A 22618-nucleotide genomic window follows, 5' to 3' on the forward strand; every position below is an offset into this window, starting at 1 on the left:
TATTAAAATTTAAAATCAATCATTATTACTGATCAGTCAAGATATGTGAATCCAAGAAGTGCAGCAAGTCTAAGGAATCCGCAATATCCATATTCATCAAGAAGTAAAGAATAATCGTAACCTGCAGGAATAACATCTTTCTTCTTGAATCCGTCATGGTTGAATACGATAACATATTCTTCGTCAGGACGAGTCTGCATTGCTGCTATCATGTTGCTGTCAAGTGTAGCAACTTCAGATGTTTCGATAACTGCAACCCCGCCTACAGGAGCTCTGCCGATTGTAGTTGTAACAGCATCTCTGAACTGTACAGGTGTGATCTTGGACATATCAAGTGATACTGACAATGTTGCTACTACAGCATCTCCAAGCTCTGTTGTAGGAAGTGCGAGGCCTGCATCTGTAGATATGAAATCAATTCCATCTACACTTCCGATATCTCCAGTATATGTAGGTGTGCCACCTGCTGAAGAATCTTCATCAACTATGGTTGCAGGAGTTCCGGTTTCGCTTGAGATTGTATCTTCAATAATCTGCTTCATCCAAGCCTGAATTGTAACGCCACCGCCTGCAGGAACAGTGAGAATATAACGGCCATTTCCTATAGGGGTTGCCATAACGGCTGTGTATTCGCTTAAATTATATCCACTCGGTACTTCAAACATGATAATCTGATTTGCATCAGCATAATTATAATATGCAGGCATCATACTAGTACTTGCTGTGTTTTGTACGACATTAAGCCCCTGCTGTTCAGTAATGTAAGTTGTAACACCATCAGTAGTATTTGCTGTTACAATACTTGCATTACTGACACCTGAAATCTTGATGATATAATGAGGATTTTTATCTACACTTGGGTTGGAGTCACTACCATCTACTACTTGATAAACAAACAAGTTAGATGGAGATCCTTGTATTTGATCTTCGCTAATAGTATCGTTTATTACGGTTACATTTCCGTAAGCCACAGTAACGTCATTTGAATTGGATGATACAATAGTTCCTGAGCTGACAATATTACCTTCAACATTTCCATTAATGTATATACTTCCTCTATCACTATCATTTGTTACTGTTCCATAAACATCACCAACAATGCCAACATCACCTGTACCAGTTACGTTAACATCAGTAATGTGTCCAGCATCATTTCCTGAACTGGTTCTTTTTTCAGAAATGGCTACATCTCCTTGGCCACTGTTAGTAATACTACCGTTAACAGTAGTTCCAATTCCTATGACAGATCCATTTCCAGATGTGGAAATAGCATCGCCATAATCAGTAATAGTACCATTATTGATTTCAACTGAGCTAACAGTTTTATTATCTATAACAACAATAAGAGAATTTGTTTTATCACCATCTGTAACTGTAGTAGTAGCAGTACTGCTTACTGTTAAAGCTGGATCGTTTTCATTTTGAACTACAATATTAGCATTAACTCTAACTGTAGCATCATCATAATTATTATTGGTTGAACTATTGCCATTTGTGTTAATGGATGTGGTGAAATCGTTATTTTCTGACGGTACTTCATTAACGGTAATTGTAACCTGAGTAGGACTGGATGGATTTCCTGGTTCTGTATCAGATGCGGTAACAACAACGGGTTCAGTGACAGGACTATCTGCGAGTGCAACGATTGGAGCTTGGGAGACAAGTGCTACAGCGATACCTGTAGCTAAGACTGATTTGTGTGAGATTTTCATAGAAAAGACCTCCTTTTCCTAGAAACATAGAAGTACGTCCGTGTACTTCCTACCATGTGCCATTACATCCTGTAATGATTGAGACATTCAAGGCAATTGATCTATACCTGTCATGTCGATGGTCATATCAAATCATTTGATATGATGTTAACGTGTCGATGTTTATGAATTTACCATATAACGTCCAAAAAGCCAAAATAGATATAGCTTTAACAAACTTTATCTGAAAATATGATTATTTATATGAGTTTTTGTGGGAATTATTGCTTGACATGGGGACATTAGTGCGACAGTTTATTTTTCAATTGTTATATAAAGGATTCTTTACATTAGAAAACAATGATGATAGACTAAATCGGTAACATTCTTTTACACATAGAGGTATCAAGGCATTTTCGCCAATTATCCCCTATTTGAATTTTGAAGCATTGCAGATATTTACGTTATTACTATAATTTCTGATAATTCTTTTTATTCCAGGACACCTCTGGTGTATTTGGTGTTGCAAGCCTAAAAACCAATACATATAATGGAGGTAAGAAATGGAAAAAGTTGAAGAATTCCCAGCTAATAGGGAGCATAAGGACAGACTGTTTAAGGTAGTGTTTTCTAAGAAGGAGGCACTGCTAAATCTTTACAATGCCGTAAATGGGACTGAATACGATAATCCCGAAGATATTGAGATTAACACAATTGAGGATTTTTTGTATATGACCATGAAGAATGATGTCTCTTTTCTTTTTACGGAGACGATGAATCTTTATGAGCATCAAAGTACAGTTAATCCCAATATCCCATTTAGAGGGCTCATCTATTTGGCTAAACTATATCAGAAAACAGTATTTGATAAGGCTGATTTCTACGGAAGTAAACTTGTAAAGATTCCGACACCACAATTTGTAGTATTTTACAATGGTTGTAAGGATGAACCTGACAAGAAAATATTAAAGCTTAGTGAAGCGTTTTCAGGAGAAGGAAAATATAGATCTGCGCTTGAATGTGAAGCTACAGTACTAAATATAAATTACAAGCATAATAAAGAACTGATGGATAAGTGCAAAGAACTTAGAGACTACGCAATTTTGATTGACAAGATCCGCAGGAATCAAGCTAAGGGGCTGTCATTGAATGATGCGATTGATGTAGCTATCGACGAGTGCATAAATGAAGGCGTCATGAGAGATGTCCTTACTAACCACAGGCAGGAGGCGAAAGAAATGCTGTTTACAGAATATGATGAGAAAAAGCATATTAAAAATGAGAAAAAGATTTCTTTTGAAGATGGAATAGACATCATGAGTAGTTTATATAATAAACTCGAAGAATTGAATCGTTTGGATGATTATGGTCGGGCAATGAAGGATCCAGAATATAGGAAATTACTTTTAGATGAAATTTTTCCTGATAGGGATAAATTTGATGATATGATTTGATCCTGATACAGTCCAGTAATGTAAAAAAGAGCCATAAATAGCACTAAAATCTTAAAGTGTCTATTTATGGCTCTTTTTATTTGCAAAAATGCATTTCACCGCCGATTTGTGCATCTTACCAGTGCACGCATTGAATAGAGGCTGTGCCGGATATATAGTCGATTTATAAAACAGAAAGGCGGTAAAAAACTATGGCAACTATTTTATTACTTATTATTCTTATTATCGAGATTGGCTTTACAGTATCAGAGTTTTTAAGAAAACCCTTAAAGAAAGAATGGATCTCCAGAAGGCTCCTGCTGTGTATTGCAGAAATGGCATTTTTGCTTCTTTTGCTCCTTCCCGGAACGGGATCATCCATAAGGTACAAGGGACTTGCTGGTCTTCTGGCTATAAGGCTTATAATTGCACTAATTTCATTTTTGGTGAGTCGTAAAAACGAAAAGTCTAAAAAGCGTGTTACAATAGTATTATCTTGTATAGGTGGAATTATCATTTTCGCAATGAGTATGCTGCCTGCATTTGTTATAAGGGATTATAACGGCAGGGAGACGACAGGAGAGTATGAATTTGCGCAGGCTCAGGCGATACTTATTGATGAAAACAGAGTAGAGACCTTTGAAGACGATGGTTCTTATCGTGAGGTACCGGTTCATTTTTATTTTCCAAAGAACATAGATGATTTTGAAAAAGACTGCCTTCCTCTTGTAATATTCAGCCACGGCGCTTTTGGTTATTATCAGAGTAACAGCTCTACTTATATGGAGCTTGCAAGCCACGGATATGTTGTAGTAAGTCTTGACCACCCGTATCATTCTTTTTTCACAAAAGATTCTTCAGGTAAGACAATTACAGTTGATCCGGAGTTTTTTAATACAGCTCTTAATGTTGGCAGCAGCGATGTTCCGGAATCAGAAATCTATGACATTACATCTAAGTGGATGAATCTTCGCATAGCTGACATGAATTTTGTAATAGATGAACTTAAGGAAGCTGGAAATAGCGAAGCTTTGTCAGACGCATGGTTTTATGATGAGAAGGATAAAGGCATCTTCGAATCTGTTATTGAAGCAACTGACTTTGATAAAATAGGTCTGATGGGACATTCACTTGGTGGTGCAACTGCTGTTACGGTGGGAAGAAGAGATGATATATCTGCAGTTATAGATATTGACGGAACGATGCTTGGCGAAGAGACAGGCGTAGAAAACGGCGTAGTTACGATAAATGATGAGCCTTATCGGGCACCTCTTCTTGCAATAGATAATGAGGAGCATCATAACAGCGAAATCGAGGCAGTACAGAACTCGTATGCATATGCCAATAATGTTGTTTTGCAAAACGCGACCTGCGGATATGAAACGTACTTTAAGAACGCAGGACATATGAATTTTACAGATCTTCCGCTTATATCTCCATTCCTTGCAGATATGCTTGGCACAGGAAGTGTGGATGCGGGAGAGTGTATTGATACCATGAACGGCATCATCTTAAGATTCTATGACTGCTATCTAAAAAACGAAGGAGAATTCTCTGTAGAAGAGAGTTATTGATAATAGTGGAGATTAAGGTCAAAGAGATCCTGAGCGAAGAAACTGAATATATTGAGATTGGATGCCACAGGCGCGATTCCAGGGTAGAAGAGATTATCCGTTTTGTTAAGCTCCATCAGGGCACTATTGAAGCCACAAAGCAGGAAAAACAGTATCAGATCCCACTTTCTGAAATCTATTATATCGAAGCTGTGGATGACAAGACTTTCATTTATCTGTCTAAGAGCTGTTATGAATCTCATAAGCGCTTGTATGAATTCGAAGAGCTTCTTGCAGATAGAAGCTTTGCCAGGATCTCTAAGTCGGTTGTTGTGAATCTTATGAAAATAACATCAATAAAACCGGCACTTTATGGCAGGTTCTTATGTCAGCTTAAGAATAATGAAAACGTTATCATTTCAAGAAAATATGTGGCGGAGATTAAAGAAAGGCTTCGAGGATGACATGGATTTAGGTTCTTGCGGATTCCTGAGGATGACATGGATTTATTAACTGCCATCCTCAGGAATCATCAAGGCTTTTGTTAGATTTTATGTGGGCGGAGCTTGAGCATGGCAATCATAAAGATATTATAGGTATAGGGAATTAATTCGAGGATTGTTTATGAAGGAACGAATAAGAGATATATTGAATAGTTTTTTTATAACGGTGACTTTAATTAACTTAGCAATGCTTATATTGGGAAAGCTTCTTGAGCCGGATCAGGTCTTTGGCTATGAAGCGTTTATGTATCCGCTTATCTATGGGCTTATTGGGACGATTCCAAGTATTGTGATAAGAGATAAGAAAGAGTTATCGGTTAAGCAGGAGCTGATACGAAAAGTGATGAATATGCTTCTTATCATAGTGCTTATGCTTGCGTTTATGTTTGGAGGAAGAGAGATTACATCAGAGCTGATCGCGGCAGCAGTGGGAGTTGCAATAAGTATAGTAATAATATTTGTACTGGTTAATCTCATAATCTGGTGGCTTGACTTGAAGACCGCTAAAGATATGACGGAAGATCTTCTCAAGTACCAGGAAAAACAAGAAAACGCAATCAGATAAATCAGTGAAAAACAGGCCCGGATAAGTGTGTTGGGGTCTGTTTTTATAAAGAAATGATAGAGTAATTTTGAATAAAACTGCTGAAGGAGGTTCAGAGCCATGATAAAGAGTAAGACGAAATACGAAGCAAGTGAGAACGAGATAAGAGATTTATTTAAAAACCATAATTTGGGAACTGTAAAGAGTATCACACCTCTTGGAAATGGCGAGTTCAACGCTGCATACAAGGTTACTTGCGACAATGGGAACAGCTACGCTCTAAAGATTGCACCGCCTGATGACGCCCAGGTCCTTACGTATGAAAAGAATATGATGGAGTCGGAAGTATTCTGGTATAAACAGATGCATGATAATACTGATATCCTGTGCCCTGAAGTATACGTGTTTGATTTTTCCAAGAAAATAATAAAGAGTAACTGTTTTATCATGCAGCTGATGGAAGGTGAGCCTCTTTGGGCAGTGAATTTTACTGACGATGAACATGAAAATGTTCAGAGACAAAAGATCGGTATGCTTGCCAAGATACACAGGATCAAAAATGATAAATATGGCTATAGGCAGTCAGGGCTTCATGATACATGGTTTGAAGCATTAAAGGCTATGGCTTCAAATCTCGTTTCTGATTGTAAGGAGCTTGGCTATGAAACTCCTGATGGGGAGAAATTCTTAAGTCTTATTGATAAGCATGAAGAGCTCCTTAGAAAGGTTCCATCCAGGATGGTCAACTTCGACCTCTGGGACAGCAATGTTCTTTATAAAGATGGTAAGATCTGCTGGATCGATCCGGAACGCGGATATTGGGGAGATCCTGTGGCTGATTTTATCACTCTTGGCACTGGCCAGAAATCTCCTTTATCTTCCAAGCAAAAGGAGCTTGAAATATACAATGAGACTGCTGATGAGAAGATTACAATCTCACCGGAAACAGAAAAAAGATATGCATTTGCGGTATGCCTTCTGGCCCTTATTGAAGAGGTTGAAAAATATGTAAGATACGAGCCGGATGAAGAAAACTACATCAGAAACACCAAAGATGCCAGAGATATGTATGATATGGCGTTTGCAATACTGTGATGAATGGTAAAACTTGACGAGATTAATGGAGCATTCCTGTAATTCAGAAATAACGCCAATTGAATAAAAAGAAACCTCTAAGTAAGATAAAGGTGTTCATCTTGGCGGATGAAAAAACATCTTATGCTAACCGGAGGTTTCTCAAAATGAATTTTACACAGAATGACAGACTTAAGCAAGTTACGGCAAATACATTGATTGTTGGGGTTGATGTTGGATCACAGACACATTTCTGTAGAGCGTTTGACTGGAGGGGATTTGAGCTATCCAGAAGAGTGTTTAAGTTTAGTAACGACCGAATGGGATTCCTTACATTCCTTCGATGGACTGAGGAACTCATGAATAAGACCGAAATGAAGAAGGTTATTGTTGGCTGCGAGCCTACTGGTTGCTACTGGCTTACGTTTCAGAAGTTTTTACAGGATCATGATGTAAAGCTTGTAACAGTAAATCCATTTACTGTAAATAGAAGCAAAGAACTGGATGATAACAGCCCAGAAAAGAGTGATCTAAAGGATCCTAAAACAATTGCTATGTTGGTTAAAGAAGGAAGATATTCAACTTCTTATCTGCCGGAAGGAGTATATGCGGAGATTAGAGAAGCCTCTGTGTGTAGAGACCAGATCATGAAGCAGCATGTGCGTCTGTCTAATCAGATACAGGGATGGTTGCAAAAATTCTTTCCTGAGTATCTGGATTGTTATTCCGATTGGGATTCAACAAGTGGACTTATGCTTTTAAAGAGTGCACCACTTCCACAGGATATCCTAAAAATTGGGGCAGGTGGAATCAATCAGATATGGCGTGATGCAAAGGTACGTGCAGCAGGGCTAAAGAGGGCTCAGACCCTGGTAGAAGCTGCACAGGAAAGTGTAGGTTTAGAAGCTGGTGAGGCTGCAAGACTCGAGATTTGGGTTCTTGTGAATGACTATATACTGAAGGCAGAACAGCTCAAAAGACTTGATGAATACCTGGAGGAAAAAGTAAAAGAAGTACCGAATGTGGAGAAACTGCTCGCCATTAAAGGAGTAGGGATGAGTACTGTGATTGGCTTTATAGCAGAGGTTGGTGATATCGGACGTTTCACTGACCCAAAGCAGATACAGAAGCTTGCAGGGCTAGAGATAGTCAAAAAGAGTTCTGGAAAGAAAAAAGGGCAGCCAAGAATCAGTAAGAGGGGCAGAAGAAAGTTACGTAGAACAATGTATGAATCGGCTGTGCACTGATGAACTGGAATCCTGCATTTCAAGATGTATTCCTTTATTACAGGAACAGAACAAGAAATCCTCTTGGAGGAATGCAGGCAAAGATAGCAGTTGCATGTAAGGCTATCAGAGTGTTCTATGTAATACTACAGACAGGTTGTGACTTTGATGAAGAAAAGTTCCGAAGGGACATCATCAGACCGGAAGCAGCCTAATTAAAACAGCACATACTGTACCAGACAACGTCCGCCAAGAGTTCAATTGGTGCTGGATTACAGGAGTGCTCTCTAGCAATGACAAAGCAGAGCGAAGCCGCTAAGACATACTATATAGGGCATGACCCTGGAATGGAGCAGAGGCGGCACCCCACTATGGGTAGGCTGGACGAAGGAATTTAGGACACTCCTACGGGAGTACGATCCTGTTAGACATGAGAGGTTAGCAGCCATAGGGAAGAATGGGACACAGATTCGCCTTCATAAAAAGGATGACGTTATCTTTCGTGCACCCTTCTGACTGGAAACACATATGCATTGTACCTGAAATGACATAGTTTTCGCCCATTATTTATTGCTTATCATTGTTTGTAACTTATTAACCAATTGCACAGAAGGCTTAAATGCTGGTTCTTTTGTGCAAAATATATAAGAAAGTATAGAGAGATAGTATAAAACATGAAAACAGATATACTATTTAAAAACTATACTGACGATGATTATGAGGCATTATGTGAGTTCCTTATTGTATTAAATGCGAATAATGACAGCCATATTAACTGGAACTGGGCGAGACTTGAGTGGATGATCGAGCACCCGGAGTTTGATAAGAGTTTAAAGAATTCAATAGGCCTTTGGACCGTAGATGATAAGATAGTTGGCGCTGCGATCTATGATATGTATTTTGGCGAGGGCTTTTGCGGAGTTCTCCTGGAGCATAAAGATCTATATCCGGACGTAGTGAAATATGCTTGTAGAGAGCTTAAAGATGACTCCGGATTTGGACTTGCAATCTGTGATGAAAACGCTGATGAAGTTAAGTCGATCAGGGATCTTGGATTTACGATCGCAGATCAGGACGAGACTATCATGGAAAAAAGCTTAGACGATGATCTAAGCGCAGAACTGCCAACTGGCCTTAAGTTCTTTTGTCCGGATCCTGTAGAGGATGTATATGATCTTGAGTGGCTTTTCTGGCAAGGCTTTGACCATGGCGATGATAAAGCTGAATTTGAGCGTGAAGAAGAAATCATCCCAAGAGTCAGGAAGCACTTTAACAAGGATTTAGGTGTGGCTGCTGTTAATGAAAATGGCGAGATGGTGGCATGCTGCCTTCTATGGTATATGCCGGGAACAGACTATGTTTATGTTGAACCTGTCTGCACTATTCCCTCATATAGAGGAAAAGGTGTAGCGAAAGCCTTGATATTCGAAGCACTTCGAAGAGCCAAAAAGCTTGGGGCAAACAGAGCCTATGTGATTTCCAATATGGAATTTTATGAAAAACTTGGATTTAGAAAGAAGCATCATTATACTTTTTACTGGAAGGACTAGTTTTTATTCTGGTCAAGAATACAAGTTACTATAACAAGGGTTGAAGGCTGATCAAAATATTAAAATTTAAGTGTAAAACAGACCTGGATAAGTGTATTTGGGTCTGTTTTTTATTGATTGTATATAGTTAATATATTAAGTATAATGAGTGATACAGTTTTATTGAATGGAGGGTTATTATGCTGACAGACATTTTTGAAAAAGAAAAGGCACTGTTTGAAGACGGTGTCCAGACTGTGCTCAGAGCGCAGGAAAATCGCACCAGGGTAGTTGGCATCTTGAAGGGAAATATTGTAGCTAATTCAAGAAGCGAATCAAGAGGTATAAGTGCGAGAGTTGGTAAAGACGGACTGTTTGGATTTGCATCTATTGCTGAATACAGTGATGAAGCTGCAAAGAAGGTTTTAAAAGCAGCAGCTGACAATGTTAAACTTCTTTCTCGTCATACAGATAGTAAAGGAATTGTTCTTCCGCCTTCTTATGGGACAGGGCGTATTCCTACAAATTGTGACATTGTTGATGCCGAGCAAAAGAGAATAATTGACGTATGCCGTAAAATAGACGATTACATCGCTCAGAAATATCCTGATCTTGATAGCCGAAGCGTCTATTACAGCGAAGATTCACAGGATAGGATCGTGTATTCTTCAGATGCTTATGACGGACATCTGGTTACACCAAGGTGCTACATCTACATCAATATGAGTATGAAAACAAAAGATGGTACACCCGTAGAGCAGTTCAAACCTCTTGGCGGATTTGGCAGCTTTGAGGACAATTTCTCAGATATTGAACAGTATTATCCTGAACTTGAGAAGTTATATAAAAAGGTTAAGGACAAGACTGAAGGTGTTTACGCTCAGGCAGGCTACAAGACTGTAGTACTTGGCGGCATGATGGGCGGAATGCTTGCGCACGAAGCTGTAGGTCATACCGTAGAAGCAGACCTTGTTATGGGCGGAAGCGTTGCTGGACCTAACCTTGGAAAAAGAGTAGCTTCTGACATTGTCACTTTAGTTGACTTTGCTCATACATATAATGGAGGCCTTGCGCCTCTCCCTGTATACCTTGATGATGAAGGTACCAAAGCAGAGGATGCAGTGCTTATCAAAGACGGAATTCTCACAGGATATATGAACAGTCGTGAAACCGCAGAAAAATATAACATGAAGCCAACAGGAAACGCCAGAGGATGGGCATTCAATGACGAGCCTCTTATCAGAATGAGAAATACCTGCATTCTTCCGGGTAAGAATACTGTCGAAGAACTGATCGAATCTGTAGATGATGGATATTATCTTATTGATTCCGGCAATGGCCAGGCTGATCTTACCGGAGAGTTTATGTTTGGCGTAACCTGTGGTTATGAGATCAAGAATGGTAAATTAGGCAGGGCACTTCTCGATACAACAGTTTCAGGTATTGCTTTTGATATGCTTAAAACTGTTGATATGGTTTCCAATGAAGTTGAATGGTCTTCAAGCGGATTCTGTGGCAAAAAGCAGCGTATGGCAGTAGGAATGGGCGGACCACATATGCGTTGTAAGATCATGATTGGCGGACGTTAATAAGGAGAAAGCACAAATTGATATTGCGAGCTCTATCAATTTGAACCATTAGTCTTTCGTTTCACTCGCGACATGAGGTTTAAAAAATGAACAATATAAGAGAAGTTGCAGACTTATTTGATAATATACTAAAAGAAAAAAATGTAAATAAATACACATATACTCTCGTAAACTCCGAAAAGCAGGAGATCAATGTCGAAAACGGTGAATTCAAGCTTATGAGAACTGTTTTTGATAAGTATACTTCTATAAAGGTTTTTAAAGATAATAAGATGGGAAGTGCCAGTGGAAATGATTTTTCCAAGGATGCTCTTATAAATCTTGCAGAGGCTGGCGTAAGTGCCGCAGAGTCTTCACCCGAGGATCCATGCCATGATATGGCTCCTGATCAGGGCAAAGAAGTATTCAGACAGGGCTTATACGAGCCTGATATGGATAAGTTTATCGATAGAATACAAGAATGTCTTGATACCATTAAAAAAGAGTATCCCAAGGTGCTTGTCATGAGCGCTGTAGGTTCCTATAACAAGAGTAATTGGATATCAAGAAACACTAACGGGACAGAATTTGAAGACTTTTCGGGCCATTATAATTTTTACATTCAGATCAGTGCCAGTGAAGATGGCATTAACACAGGAATTAGCGGAGCAGGTGTATGCGTAGATAATCTTGATGCGCCATTCATTGAACTTGGGAACTTTAGAAAGAGCCTGGAAGACATCTGTAACAGCATTCATACTAAGAGCCTTGAAGGCAAGTTTGAAGGAACAGTCATACTTACACCTGATGCAGTTCAGCAGTTTTTAGGTATGCTTATTGGTAATTACATGTCTGATGGCGTTATCATCGACGAAACCAGTCTGTGGCTTAATAAAGTCGGAGAGCAGGTTGCGAGCGATAAGCTTACGATATCCAAGAAACCATTTGATGAGAGGATTGTTTGCGGAGAAAGAGGAACTCAGGACGGCTTCAGGACTGAGGATGTAACGCTTATAGAAAAAGGCGTTCTGAAAACTCACAGCTTAAGTCTGTATGCTGCTAATAAAACAGGAAGACCGGTAGTTAAGAATACAGGTTGGGATCTTATTGTTGAGCCTGGAGATAAGTCGCTTGAAGAAATGATCAAGTCTGTTGATAAAGGATTGATCATGGGTGGATATTCCGGTGGAGAACCTGGAACAAATGGAGAATTCTCCGGAGTTGCCAAGAACAGCTTCTTTATCGAAAACGGAGAAGTAAAGTATGCTGTATCCGAGACTATGGTAAACGGAAATCTTGGAGAGATCGTAAAAAATATCCGTGATATCTCCAAGGAACAGATTTGCGACGGAAGCTCTGTTGTTCCATATATTGCTGTTAGCGGCGTAGTTATTTCCGGAAAATAAAAGAGGATCTCTTACCGTATTGACCTTGCCCCTAGGGCAAACTTTACAATGGTATATAGAAGTTCATCCATGAACTTCTGAACATGTACTAACTACATCCTGTAGATGGTACATAGAAGTTCATCCATGAACTTCTAAACATGTACTAACTACATCCTGTAGGTGGTACATAGAAGTTCATCCATGAACTTCTAAACATGTAATAACTACATCCTGTAGTTGGTACATGGAATTACATTTTATGAAATTGTAGGAGGAAATACGGTATGGCATCATGGATGGTTCACTTAAGGGTTGCAGATAAGCTGCTTGACAGAATCGAAGGACTTGACAAAACATTTTTTGTTGTGGGGAATATCGCTCCAGATAGCGGAGTTCCCAATGAGGACTGGTCTTCATTTACACCATCAGGAGATGTGACTCATTTTAAAGGAAAGGGCACAGATAAGAGAAACATAGATATCGACAGGTATGTTAATGAGTATTTCTCCAAAGACATGATAAAGAATTACTCTGCTAAGGAATTCTCATTCTTTTTGGGATATCTGACACATCTTTTGACAGATATTGAGTGGACCAAAGCGGCACGAGGCCCTTGGGGATGTAACGAAGAAAATGCGGCCAAAGAAGGTATGTCACTTAATGAATTCATCTGGAAAAATAAGGAAGACTGGTATGATCTGGATTTCCTTTATCTTGAGCAACACCCTGATTTTAGAGCATTTAATCTTTATGAGAATTCAGGAGATATAACAAATGTTTTTATGGAAGCCTTCCCTGCGGATGCTTTTGAAAACAGGAGAGGATATATCTGCTGGTTTTATCATAGCGATGAGCATGGAGATCTGCATAGGGATTATCAGTACCTGACTAAGGAGATGTCGGATAAGTTTGTTGAGGATGCAGTCGAGACGATAATAACTAATATTAAACCGTTAATATAAAATTTATTTATTTAGTAAAAAAGACGCCACCCAGAGTTGTGATAACGCATCAGGGCGGCGTTTTTATGTGCAAACTAAAAAACGTGTAAAAATGATGCAAATCAGTGTAAATAGATAGGGTCTTGAGATTATGTGATAAAAGATATATAGGAACAAAATCATTGAAAGTAACTGGAGGTATTAGTTATGGAAAATATAAGTTTTTTATCACTTGAAACCCCACTGATGAGAGAAAAATGTAAGGCCTGGCGTCTTGAATATCTACAGTGTAAGTTGCCCGCGCATCTATACGACAAAAACTGGAAGGAGGAGAAGATATGAACGCAGAAGTATTTCAGATGGCAGACAAAGAGAAGAAGACAGATAAAAGACGCACAATAATAGGGATTGTTGCAACCTATGTGTTGATGGTCCTGGCAAATATAATTCTCAGTAATGCTTTTTCTTATATTATTATCAATGGAGTAAGTATTCCTTTTTATGTGTATGGGACTGTTGTTGAGCTGGGAATTGTGATGCCGGCGATCATTTACACTGTATTAAAAGGTGAGAGTATTACAGAAAGCTTTGGATTTCGTCGGATCAGATTTAAAACAGTTCTTTGGACAATAGTACTTACGATCCTTAGTTTTCCCTTATATACGTGTGCAAATGTTCTGTCACAGATTTTTGTCCCGAATACAGCGATAGAGTCTGCTTCAGAAATGTCAGGATCAATATTTGGATCCTGGTTTGTGGTGGCTATAGTAGCATCACTTTGTGAAGAGATTGCTATCAGGGGATTCTGCTTTAACAGATTGAAGAAAGTTTCTTCTCTTTTTGTTGCAGCAGCTATCTCTGCTATCATGTTTGGCGTTCTTCATCTTAACATCAATCAGATGTGCTATGCGATGGTTCTGGGCTTTATATTTGCCCTTGCAAATTTTGCAAGCGGTAGTATCTGGACATCTATCATTATGCATACGATAATCAATAGTTTTGGATATGTTGTTGTTATGATAGCAGAGCTTGCAACAGCTTCAGCAGGAATAAATCTTGAGGAGACAGCAGAGCTTCAAAGAACGCAGACCAGCTCATTTCTTACGACTGGGCTTGTGCTTTTTGTAATCTCGATAGGTTGTGCTTTTCTTATCAAAATGGTACTTAAGAAGATTGCTGCCAGTGAAAATAATCAGGAAGCTATCGAAGTATTTTGAACGAAAATGGTTGTGATGCTTCAGTTCGTGGTATTCTATAATGGAACAAAAGAAGGCATTATGAAAGAAATTCTGGAAGCTCATAGAATGGAGGCGAAGGAAATGCTGTTTACTGAATATAACGAAGAAGCACATATTAATCATGTTAAAGAATCGTCTTATGAGAACGGCAAAGACATCACGAGTAAGTTGTATCAGAAGCTAAAAGAGCTTGATAGACTTGATGACTTTGATAAAGCAATGGGTGATCCAGATTATAGAGATAAACTTATTGATGATTTTTTTTCCTAATAAAGTTAGACAATTCTATACATTTACAAGACATATAAAAATGTATTAAAAAAGAAGTCATCCTTGGATGACTCCTTTTTTTAAATAACGATTTTATAAAGCCTGGTCTGGCGTAATCTTATATTTGGGTTTATGGATTATCGGGTGCTTTTTAATATAATAAAATGTACAGATAAGAGTTGCAGCAGTAACATAACCAACAGCGTCAAGCACCAGATCATGTACATCAAAGTGGCGGTATACTATGAATGTTTTATGAACCTGATCGCAGAAACTTGCAAATGCACATATACCAATAGAATATAAAAATATAATTTTGGTAGACGAGTTGCTGTTTCTGAGTTTCTTACCAACAGGAGATGTAATGATCATAAGCGTCATTACAAGACCAAGAGCACCGAACTCATAGACGTGTGCCAGCTTCCTTGCACTGTTAAGCCCAAGAGACAGCCATACGACATTGTGATAGTGCTTTGGAAATAGCTCAGGAAAAAGAGATACGACCAGCTTTTGTGTGCTTAACGTATCAGCTCCACTTTGCCTTGTAAGGTGTATGATAATTGCTATTACTGTAGCGGAAAGAAAAGATAATACCAAAAAAGATAAATCAATACTTCTACTCGTGTTATTCTTCATAGTCAGTTACCCCTTTTTACGAAGAAATTTTTGTTACCTGTAACACGCTTTTTGCTTGTTTTTGTAACTTTTAATAATCATCCTTGAATTAATTTTATCTTTATAACGTAAACCTAAAATAAAGCAATTTTTGCGATTGTTTGAACAATATATGTACACGAAAAACCGATAATTATATAACCATAACCAAAATGCCGCATTGGTCATGATGATCGTCTGACCAGAAGAAAATACTGTTTTTTACAGTTATGATCATATGTTTTTTCCTATAATGAATTGTTGAAATACCTAAAAACATTTTTATGATAAATTGCGACGACATGAGAAGCTTTTTGGACTTGACTTTATTTAATCTATTTCTTAAAATATGTAAAAGTAAATGCATTGATCGGAATAAGTAGTTGAATGTACAAGCTACAGAGAGTGGCCGTTTGGTGAGAGGCGCAGCAACTGGCATTTGATGAATACCTCCGTGAGCAGCTTCCCGGAAACAATCAGATGATTTGTGAACATTTTTTGATTGAAAGTAGGGGAAGACGGAAATCCAACCGTTACAGTGGAAGGGTCTTCATTTTTAGATGAATCCGTAGAGATTTCATTTGTAAGGATGAGTACCTGCTGAGGCATAAGGCGTGAGTCTTGTGTGAATAAAGGTGGTAACACGGAACAATATCCGTCCTTTGTAGCTAATAACAGCGCAAAGGGCTTTTTTATTACCCAAAATCCTGTAGTGGCCAGGGCATAAGACCAAAGCCCCTCATGCGCGAAATATTTATAGGGCACTAAGTGTGCAGAAAGGTAAGGAAATGGGAGTTTATGAAGAACTCGAGGCAAGAGGCCTTCTTGCCCAGGTAACAGACGGAGAAAAAATCAGAGAGCTTATCAATAGTGGTAAAGCTACATTCTACATCGGATTTGACTGTACAGCAGACAGCCTTACAGCAGGTCACTTCATGGCACTTACACTTATGAAGAGACTTCAGATGGCAGGTAACAAGCCGATCGCGCTTATCGGCGGCGGTACAACAATGATCGGTGATCCATCAGGACGTACTGACATGCGTAAGATGCTTACAAGAGAAGACATCGACCACAACGCAGAGTGCTTCAAGAGACAGATGGAGAAGTTCATCGATTTCTCAGACGGCAAGGCACTTATGGTTAACAACGCAGACTGGCTTTTAAACCTCAACTACGTTGAACTTCTTCGTGAAGTTGGTGCATGCTTCTCAGTTAATAACATGCTTCGAGCAGAGTGCTACAAGCAGCGTATGGAAAAAGGACTTTCTTTCCTTGAATTCAACTACATGATCATGCAGTCTTACGACTTCTATTACATGTTCCAGAAGTATGATTGTAACCTTGAGTTCGGTGGAGACGATCAGTGGTCCAACATGCTCGGTGGTACAGAACTTATCCGTCGTAAGCTTGGTAAGGACGCTCATGCCATGACAATCACACTTCTTACAGACTCACAGGGCAAGAAGATGGGTAAGACAGCAGGTAACGCTGTATGGCTTGATCCTAAGAAGACAACACCTTACGAGTTCTACCAGTACTGGAGAAACGTTGGTGATGCAGATGTTATCAAGTGCATCAGAATGCTTACATTCCTTCCTCTTGATCAGATTGAAGAGATGGCTACATGGAAAGATGCTAAGCTCAATGAGGCAAAAGAGATCCTTGCTTATGAGCTTACAAACATGGTTCATGGCGAAGAAGAAGCTAAGAAGGCTCAGGAAGCTTCCAAGGCTCTTTTTGCAGGCGGTGGAGACATGGCTAATGTTCCTACAGTGGCTCTTAAAGATGAAGATTTCAGAGACGGCAAGGTTGATATCCTTCAGGTACTTGTTTCTGCAGGCCTTTGCGCTACAAGATCAGAAGCAAGACGTAACGTACAGCAGGGCGGCGTAACTGTTGCAGATGAGAAAGTTACAGACGTAGCAACTGCATATGACAAGGACTTCTTCGCAGGCGATGGCGTAATGGTTCGTCGTGGTAAGAAGGCATTCAAGAAAGTTACTGTATAAGACGAAAAGGAGCATTTTGGTGATTACCAAGATGCTCCTTTTTTGTGGTAACATATAATGTGTGGCACGATTTAGACTCGCAACGGAGGTACAGTATGGCACTTGCATCGGATCTTTATGTTGGAGAACTAGTTATGCGCCTTGTTGGTCATCAGACAGGTGAGATCAGCAAAGTTGATTATAAGCCGCAGAAACCGGCTTTTTCTAAAGAGCCCATGGAGGGCGAGACCTTTCTTGAAAGGGCGACGCCTGAGTCTCAGGGCGTTTCTGCAATGTGGGTCAAAGATCTTTTTGAAGAACTCCACGAATGCCCCAAATCTAATATGCATAAGATAATGGTCATGCGACATGGCAAAGTCATTGGCGAAACTTCTTTTGCCCCGTTTGATCTGGATTATTGGCATGTAGTTCATTCTATGTCCAAATCCGTTACAGGCATGGCTATTGGAATATTGATAGGAGAAGGGAAACTAAAAATTACCGACAAGGTTTTGGATCTTCTTCCTGATAAAAAAACTCTTACATCCATGTTAAGGCTTCGCGATGTTACAGTTGAACATCTGTTATCAATGACCAGCGGCGTTCAGTTCAATGAAGCCGGAGCGATAGCAGGCAATGACTGGATCAAAGGCTTCATGGATTCGGGTACTCTTTTTCCTCCCGGTAAGGAATTTAATTATAATTCTATGAATTCATATATGCTTTCTGCCATTGTGAATGCAATTACAGGACAGAGCCTCTTTAGCTTTGTAAAAGAGAGGATATTTGACCCTATGGGGATCAAGCGCGTTTTCTGGGAAACTTGTCCTCTTGGTAATACCAAAGGGGGATGGGGTCTGTTTATGCGTATAGAAGATATGTGTAAGCTGGGCCAGCTCTATCTTCAAAAGGGTAAATGGGAAGGAAAACAGCTTGTGCCCGAAGGCTGGGTCGTGGCATCCACGACAGCACATGCTACAACTGATGTTCCGGAAGCTCCTCAGTACGGATATCACCTGTGGCTTATAAACAACAGGGAAGGTGCTTATATTTTCAATGGCATGCTGGGTCAGAACGTATATATATATCCTGATCTTGATATGGTTCTGGCAGTCAATGCCGGCAATAACGAGGTATTCCAGACAGGCTCCACCACGAATATCATATATGAGAAGATGACAAATATTGAAGCCTTTGATCATCCACTCAAAGAAGATCCGTTAAGTGACAAATTCCTTGAAAAGACTATTACACGTATTCAGGAAAAAGAGGTGCCGAATAAGCTGATCCTTCGCGGCGGCTGGAACAGACGCTCTGATGCCTATGACAACCAGCAGGACAAGATCATGAGGATCAGGACTTTGTATGGAAGTACCTATGATCTTGGAGATAGCGGAATAGGTATTTTCCCTCTTATGATGCAGATCACGCACAACAATTTCACTGATGGCATTACCAAGATTGGCTTTGTTCCTATAGATAAAAAGAGATTTGGCGTTCAGATATACGAAGGCGACCAGATATACACTCTTCCTTGCGGAGATGATACCTATGGCAATTTTGTTTCACTAAACATCCACGGGGAAGTGTATGATGCTGTTGTTAAAACAAAGCTTGCAACTGATGAATACAACAGAATGGCAATAATGCTAAGGATCTTTTTGCTGGAAGAAACAAGTGAAAGGCGTATCAATATCTATCTTGGAAGCAAGTACGCAGAGGAAGATACCAGAGGCTTTAGAGGCTGTAATGTTCCTGAAGGTATTGATGTTCACTTCAATGAATATCCGGGCAATGAGATGCTGAATACTGCGCTTTCATGTGTTTCAACTACCAAGGGTATTCAGGGGGTTCTTCTTAGCAAGCTGGATAGTTTTGGTGCTTCCATGCTTATAAGTAAGACGATACATTACACTATAAATCCCAGAGTTCATGGCTTTCTTATAAAGCCCGAGAGTGCAGAAGAAGAGTCTGCCGGTGATGCTGATAATTAATGAAAAGAACAGACATAAATGATGTATGCGGGGATGGAGGATATATAGTACAATAAATTAGTTGGAATCTTGAATCTGTGATTCGGGAGCCAAAAGAGTTTTTCTTTAACAGGAGTGTGTTTTTTAATGAATTTAGTATCCATGAAAGATGTCTCTAAGGCATTTACGGACAAAGTTTTACTTGAGGAGGCATCCTTTGGAATTGACGAAGGCGACCGCATCGGTGTTATCGGTATTAACGGAACCGGAAAGTCGACGCTCCTTCGCCTTATAGCAGGCCTTGTGGAGGAAGATGAGGGCGATATAGTGAAGGGTAATAACGTGGTTATTTCCTACCTTCCTCAGAATCCTGAGTTTGATATGGACTACACCCTTTACGAATACGTTGTATCAACTAATGTTCAAAAGCGTCATCCTCAGAACGGACTTGAAGCCAAAGAGTTTGAGGCTCAGATAGAGGGTGAAGCCAAGAAGATCCTTAACATTCTTGGCTTTAATGACATAAATCAGAAGGTTTCCCAGCTTTCAGGAGGCCAGAGAAAAAAGGCTGCGCTTTGCGCTAGGCTCCTTGAAAACAGCGACATCCTTCTTCTTGACGAGCCTACTAACCACCTTGATAACGCCATGAGTGAGTGGCTCCAGATTTATCTGGAAAATTATAAAGGCGCCCTTGTTATGGTAACTCATGACAGGTATTTCCTTGACCTTGTCTGCAATAAGATCGTAGAAGTTGATCAGGGCAAGCTCTATACCTACGATACAAACTACGAAGGCTACCTTGAGCTTCGTGCCCAGCGTATCGCGTCAGCTCTTTCTACTCAGGACAAACATGCCAATATCTTAAGAAAAGAAATTGCGTGGATGAGAAGAGGCGCCCGTGCCCGTTCAACCAAGCAAAAGGCACATATCAAGCGCTACGAAGCACTTCGAGATGAAGAAAAGCTTAAATTCGATGAAGATGTGCAGATTTCGGCCATCTCTTCAAGACTTGGCAAGAAGACCATCGAGCTTTACAACATAGCCAAAAGCTACGAAGGCAGGACTTTAATAAAAGATTTCACCTTTACTTTTACAAGAGATGATCGTATCGGTATACTTGGCCCGAACGGCTGCGGCAAGACTACTCTTATGAAGATGATAGTCGGCAGTATTCAGCCTGATTCAGGCCATATCGAGATTGGCGAGACGGTCAAGATCGGATACTATGCTCAGGAAGCAACCACCATGGACGATGATCAAAGGGTCATCGACTATGTCAAGGATACAGCCGAGTACATCAAGACTGACGACGGCTATATATCAGCTTCCCAGATGTGCGAAAAGTTCCTCTTTGCAGGAAGTCTTCAGTACCAGCCCATCGGTAAGTTATCTGGTGGTGAAAAAAGAAGATTGTACCTTTGCAAAGTCCTCATGGAAGCTCCCAACGTTCTTATCCTGGACGAGCCTACCAATGACCTTGATATAGGAACATTGCAGATACTTGAAGATTACCTTGATTCTTTTCCCGGAATTGTTATAGCAGTATCTCACGACAGATACTTCCTGGACAGAATAGGAAGACGCATGCTGACTTTCGATTCATACGGCGGCATACATCTGTATAACGGCTCCTATACTGAGTTTTTTGAAACTCATAAGGAGGGCGTTGATGGAAGCCTGTCCTGGGACTTTACTGATGATAATGTGTCTGCAGCAGGCTCATCTAAAAAGTCCGGCGCAGGTAGTGACGGTGCAGGCAGTGCGTCAGATGCTAATGACACAAATACTGCAGGCGCTCAGGCGACTCGCGGCGAGCACAAATTGAAATTCAGCTATAACGAGCAAAAGGAATATGAGACAATAGAAGATGATATTGCAAAGTGCGAGCAAAAGATCGCGCAGTATGAAGAAGATATACTTGCTAATTCCACGAACTTTGGTAAGCTCAGAGAGATAGGCGAGAAGAAGGAAGCCGAAGAGAAGAGGCTTGAAGAACTCATGGAAAGATATGTATATCTTGAAGAGAAGGCTGAAGCAATAGCGAAACAGAAATGATTAACTTAAAGTAGATAAAATTAGCTAAGCTATAGAGTATTCCTGAGGCTGGCAGTTGATTATATTTTATTTACAGAGTTTAGTAACTGAAAATATATAATAGAAAAAGAAAATATCAGAAAGAGGTGGAAGATGACTAATTCAAAAGTTTATGAAAAGGTTGAAAAGTGCGTGGAAGCTATAAGAGCTAAGACAGACTTTGTTCCCAAGGTTGCACTTACACTTGGATCTGGTCTTGGCGACTATGCTAAAAATATAGATATTAAAGCAGAAGTATCATACTCTGAAATAGAAGGATTCCCTGTATCTACTGTTCCGGGACATGATGGTAAGTTTATATTCGGATATGTAGGCAAGACTCCTGTTGTGTGCATGAAAGGAAGGGTACACTATTACGAAGGTTATCCTATTTCTGATGTAGTTCTTCCTGCAAGAGTTATGAAGATGCTGGGTGCTGAGATTCTTTTCCTTACAAATGCAAGCGGCGGTGTTAACTATCATTTCAGCGCCGGTGATCTTATGCTTATAACTGATCACATCAGCTGCTTTGCACCAAATCCTCTTATTGGACCAAATGATGACAGACTTGGACTCAGATTCCCTGATATGAGTAATGTATATAATAAAGACCTTCAGGAAATCCTTAAAAAGACTGCTATTGATAATGGAATCGCTCTTAAAGAGGGTATCTACTGCCAGCTTACAGGTCCTTCATTTGAATCACCTGCTGAGATCCGCATGCTCAGAACACTTGGAGTTGATGCAGTTGGCATGAGCACTGTTGTAGAGGCTATTGCAGCTAACCATATGGGAATGAAGATCTGCGGAGTGTCCTGCATCAGTAACCTTGCAGCAGGAATGAGCGCAAATCCTCTTAATCATGAGGAAGTGCAGGAAGCAGCAGATATGGCAGCTCCTCGCTTTGCAAAGCTCGTAACAGAATCCATCAAACAGTTCGGGGACATCGAGTGGTTTAAATAAAGAGGA

At 39.9% G+C, this 22618-nt stretch carries 20 protein-coding genes and 1 other annotated feature; of the genes, 18 read left to right on the forward strand and 2 right to left on the reverse strand.

Going from position 1 to position 22618, the window contains the following annotated elements; translation table 11 throughout:
* Positions 1-32 precede the first annotated feature (32 nt).
* The gene (locus WAA20_RS08325) at positions 33-1712 is read right to left on the reverse strand and encodes a hypothetical protein (protein ID WP_073390517.1); all 1680 of its coding nucleotides are present in this window, start codon (positions 1710-1712) and stop codon (positions 33-35) included.
* A gap of 542 nt (positions 1713-2254) precedes the next feature.
* Here WAA20_RS08325 and WAA20_RS08330 point away from each other — a divergent pair.
* The 14 genes from WAA20_RS08330 (at position 2255) to WAA20_RS08395 (ending at position 14958) form a co-directional block, all read left to right on the forward strand.
* Positions 2255-3145 carry a hypothetical protein gene (locus WAA20_RS08330; RefSeq protein ID WP_073390518.1) on the forward strand — a complete coding sequence of 297 codons (891 nt, stop codon included), beginning with the start codon at positions 2255-2257 and terminating at the stop codon, positions 3143-3145.
* A gap of 191 nt (positions 3146-3336) precedes the next feature.
* Positions 3337-4698, forward strand: coding sequence for a hypothetical protein (locus tag WAA20_RS08335; RefSeq protein WP_073390520.1), 1362 nt, complete (start codon positions 3337-3339; stop codon positions 4696-4698).
* Positions 4699-4703: 5 nt separating this feature from the next.
* Entirely contained in the window at positions 4704-5141 is a 438-nt protein-coding gene (locus WAA20_RS08340) for a LytTR family DNA-binding domain-containing protein (protein WP_073390527.1), read from the forward strand.
* A gap of 226 nt (positions 5142-5367) precedes the next feature.
* Complete coding sequence (locus tag WAA20_RS08345; protein ID WP_338802642.1) at positions 5368-5745, forward strand: hypothetical protein; 378 nt, start codon at positions 5368-5370, stop codon at positions 5743-5745.
* A gap of 99 nt (positions 5746-5844) precedes the next feature.
* Positions 5845-6819, forward strand: coding sequence for an aminoglycoside phosphotransferase family protein (locus WAA20_RS08350; protein ID WP_073390523.1), 975 nt, complete (start codon positions 5845-5847; stop codon positions 6817-6819).
* A 146-nt stretch (positions 6820-6965) separates the two neighbouring features.
* Positions 6966-8045 (forward strand): IS110 family transposase, encoded by a 1080-nt coding sequence (locus tag WAA20_RS08355; protein WP_338802645.1) that lies wholly within the window; start codon positions 6966-6968, stop codon positions 8043-8045.
* Positions 8045-8239, forward strand: a complete 195-nt coding sequence (locus WAA20_RS08360) for a hypothetical protein (protein ID WP_338802647.1) — start codon at positions 8045-8047, stop codon at positions 8237-8239. The genes WAA20_RS08355 and WAA20_RS08360 overlap by 1 nt, the downstream gene beginning before the upstream one ends.
* A 459-nt stretch (positions 8240-8698) precedes the next feature.
* On the forward strand, positions 8699-9574 hold the full coding sequence (locus tag WAA20_RS08365) for a GNAT family N-acetyltransferase (protein ID WP_073386040.1): 876 nt from the start codon (positions 8699-8701) through the stop codon (positions 9572-9574).
* Between the two features lie 179 nt (positions 9575-9753).
* Positions 9754-11142, forward strand: coding sequence for a TldD/PmbA family protein (locus tag WAA20_RS08370; RefSeq protein WP_073386042.1), 1389 nt, complete (start codon positions 9754-9756; stop codon positions 11140-11142).
* Between the two features lie 86 nt (positions 11143-11228).
* On the forward strand, positions 11229-12527 hold the full coding sequence (locus tag WAA20_RS08375) for a TldD/PmbA family protein (protein ID WP_073386043.1): 1299 nt from the start codon (positions 11229-11231) through the stop codon (positions 12525-12527).
* Between the two features lie 266 nt (positions 12528-12793).
* A complete protein-coding gene (locus WAA20_RS08380; RefSeq protein WP_073386045.1) occupies positions 12794-13471 on the forward strand; it encodes a zinc dependent phospholipase C family protein in 678 nt (225 codons plus the stop codon).
* Positions 13472-13657: 186 nt separating this feature from the next.
* Entirely contained in the window at positions 13658-13792 is a 135-nt protein-coding gene (locus WAA20_RS08385; RefSeq protein WP_278308437.1) for a hypothetical protein, read from the forward strand.
* Entirely contained in the window at positions 13789-14667 is an 879-nt protein-coding gene (locus WAA20_RS08390) for a type II CAAX endopeptidase family protein (RefSeq protein WP_073386046.1), read from the forward strand. The genes WAA20_RS08385 and WAA20_RS08390 overlap by 4 nt, the downstream gene beginning before the upstream one ends.
* Positions 14668-14727: 60 nt before the next feature.
* Positions 14728-14958, forward strand: coding sequence for a hypothetical protein (locus WAA20_RS08395; protein WP_139263646.1), 231 nt, complete (start codon positions 14728-14730; stop codon positions 14956-14958).
* 93 nt (positions 14959-15051) lie between these two features.
* On the opposite strand, the gene WAA20_RS08400 is transcribed toward WAA20_RS08395, so the two are convergent.
* Complete coding sequence (locus tag WAA20_RS08400) at positions 15052-15594, reverse strand: VanZ family protein (protein ID WP_073386049.1); 543 nt, start codon at positions 15592-15594, stop codon at positions 15052-15054.
* Positions 15595-15969: 375 nt separating this feature from the next.
* Positions 15970-16278 (forward strand) — a binding site (T-box leader).
* A gap of 122 nt (positions 16279-16400) precedes the next feature.
* Between WAA20_RS08400 and tyrS the strand changes: the two genes are divergently transcribed.
* The 4 genes from tyrS to WAA20_RS08420 all read left to right on the forward strand — a co-directional run bounded on the left by tyrS (position 16401) and on the right by WAA20_RS08420 (position 22612).
* Positions 16401-17624 carry a tyrosine--tRNA ligase gene (gene tyrS, locus WAA20_RS08405; protein WP_073386052.1) on the forward strand — a complete coding sequence of 408 codons (1224 nt, stop codon included), beginning with the start codon at positions 16401-16403 and terminating at the stop codon, positions 17622-17624.
* Between the two features lie 95 nt (positions 17625-17719).
* Positions 17720-19597: a serine hydrolase gene (locus WAA20_RS08410; RefSeq protein WP_073386054.1), complete on the forward strand. Its 1878-nt coding sequence runs from the start codon at positions 17720-17722 to the stop codon at positions 19595-19597.
* A gap of 126 nt (positions 19598-19723) precedes the next feature.
* Positions 19724-21631 (forward strand): ABC-F family ATP-binding cassette domain-containing protein, encoded by a 1908-nt coding sequence (locus WAA20_RS08415; protein WP_073386055.1) that lies wholly within the window; start codon positions 19724-19726, stop codon positions 21629-21631.
* Between the two features lie 132 nt (positions 21632-21763).
* A complete protein-coding gene (locus WAA20_RS08420) occupies positions 21764-22612 on the forward strand; it encodes a purine-nucleoside phosphorylase (protein ID WP_073386057.1) in 849 nt (282 codons plus the stop codon).
* Positions 22613-22618: the final 6 nt, after the last annotated feature.

Origin of the sequence: Butyrivibrio fibrisolvens (assembly GCF_037113525.1) — a bacterium.
GTDB classification, from domain to species: domain Bacteria; phylum Bacillota; class Clostridia; order Lachnospirales; family Lachnospiraceae; genus Butyrivibrio; species Butyrivibrio fibrisolvens.

Bases quoted from the DNA above. Each gene is read 5' to 3' on its own strand.
- WAA20_RS08375 (WP_073386043.1), top strand. From the start codon at position 11,229: ATGAACAATATAAGAGAAGTTGCAGACTTATTTGATAATATACTAAAA.
- WAA20_RS08415 (WP_073386055.1), top strand. From the start codon at position 19,724: ATGAATTTAGTATCCATGAAAGATGTCTCTAAGGCATTTACGGACAAA.
- WAA20_RS08360 (WP_338802647.1), top strand. From the start codon at position 8,045: ATGAACTGGAATCCTGCATTTCAAGATGTATTCCTTTATTACAGGAAC.
- WAA20_RS08395 (WP_139263646.1), top strand. From the start codon at position 14,728: ATGAAAGAAATTCTGGAAGCTCATAGAATGGAGGCGAAGGAAATGCTG.
- WAA20_RS08390 (WP_073386046.1), top strand. From the start codon at position 13,789: ATGAACGCAGAAGTATTTCAGATGGCAGACAAAGAGAAGAAGACAGAT.
- WAA20_RS08325 (WP_073390517.1), bottom strand. From the start codon at position 1,712: ATGAAAATCTCACACAAATCAGTCTTAGCTACAGGTATCGCTGTAGCA.
- WAA20_RS08420 (WP_073386057.1), top strand. From the start codon at position 21,764: ATGACTAATTCAAAAGTTTATGAAAAGGTTGAAAAGTGCGTGGAAGCT.
- WAA20_RS08370 (WP_073386042.1), top strand. From the start codon at position 9,754: ATGCTGACAGACATTTTTGAAAAAGAAAAGGCACTGTTTGAAGACGGT.
- WAA20_RS08410 (WP_073386054.1), top strand. From the start codon at position 17,720: ATGGCACTTGCATCGGATCTTTATGTTGGAGAACTAGTTATGCGCCTT.
- WAA20_RS08400 (WP_073386049.1), bottom strand. From the start codon at position 15,594: ATGAAGAATAACACGAGTAGAAGTATTGATTTATCTTTTTTGGTATTA.
- WAA20_RS08335 (WP_073390520.1), top strand. From the start codon at position 3,337: ATGGCAACTATTTTATTACTTATTATTCTTATTATCGAGATTGGCTTT.
- WAA20_RS08365 (WP_073386040.1), top strand. From the start codon at position 8,699: ATGAAAACAGATATACTATTTAAAAACTATACTGACGATGATTATGAG.
- WAA20_RS08380 (WP_073386045.1), top strand. From the start codon at position 12,794: ATGGCATCATGGATGGTTCACTTAAGGGTTGCAGATAAGCTGCTTGAC.
- WAA20_RS08350 (WP_073390523.1), top strand. From the start codon at position 5,845: ATGATAAAGAGTAAGACGAAATACGAAGCAAGTGAGAACGAGATAAGA.
- WAA20_RS08330 (WP_073390518.1), top strand. From the start codon at position 2,255: ATGGAAAAAGTTGAAGAATTCCCAGCTAATAGGGAGCATAAGGACAGA.
- WAA20_RS08385 (WP_278308437.1), top strand. From the start codon at position 13,658: ATGGAAAATATAAGTTTTTTATCACTTGAAACCCCACTGATGAGAGAA.
- tyrS (WP_073386052.1), top strand. From the start codon at position 16,401: ATGGGAGTTTATGAAGAACTCGAGGCAAGAGGCCTTCTTGCCCAGGTA.
- WAA20_RS08345 (WP_338802642.1), top strand. From the start codon at position 5,368: ATGCTTATATTGGGAAAGCTTCTTGAGCCGGATCAGGTCTTTGGCTAT.
- WAA20_RS08355 (WP_338802645.1), top strand. From the start codon at position 6,966: ATGAATTTTACACAGAATGACAGACTTAAGCAAGTTACGGCAAATACA.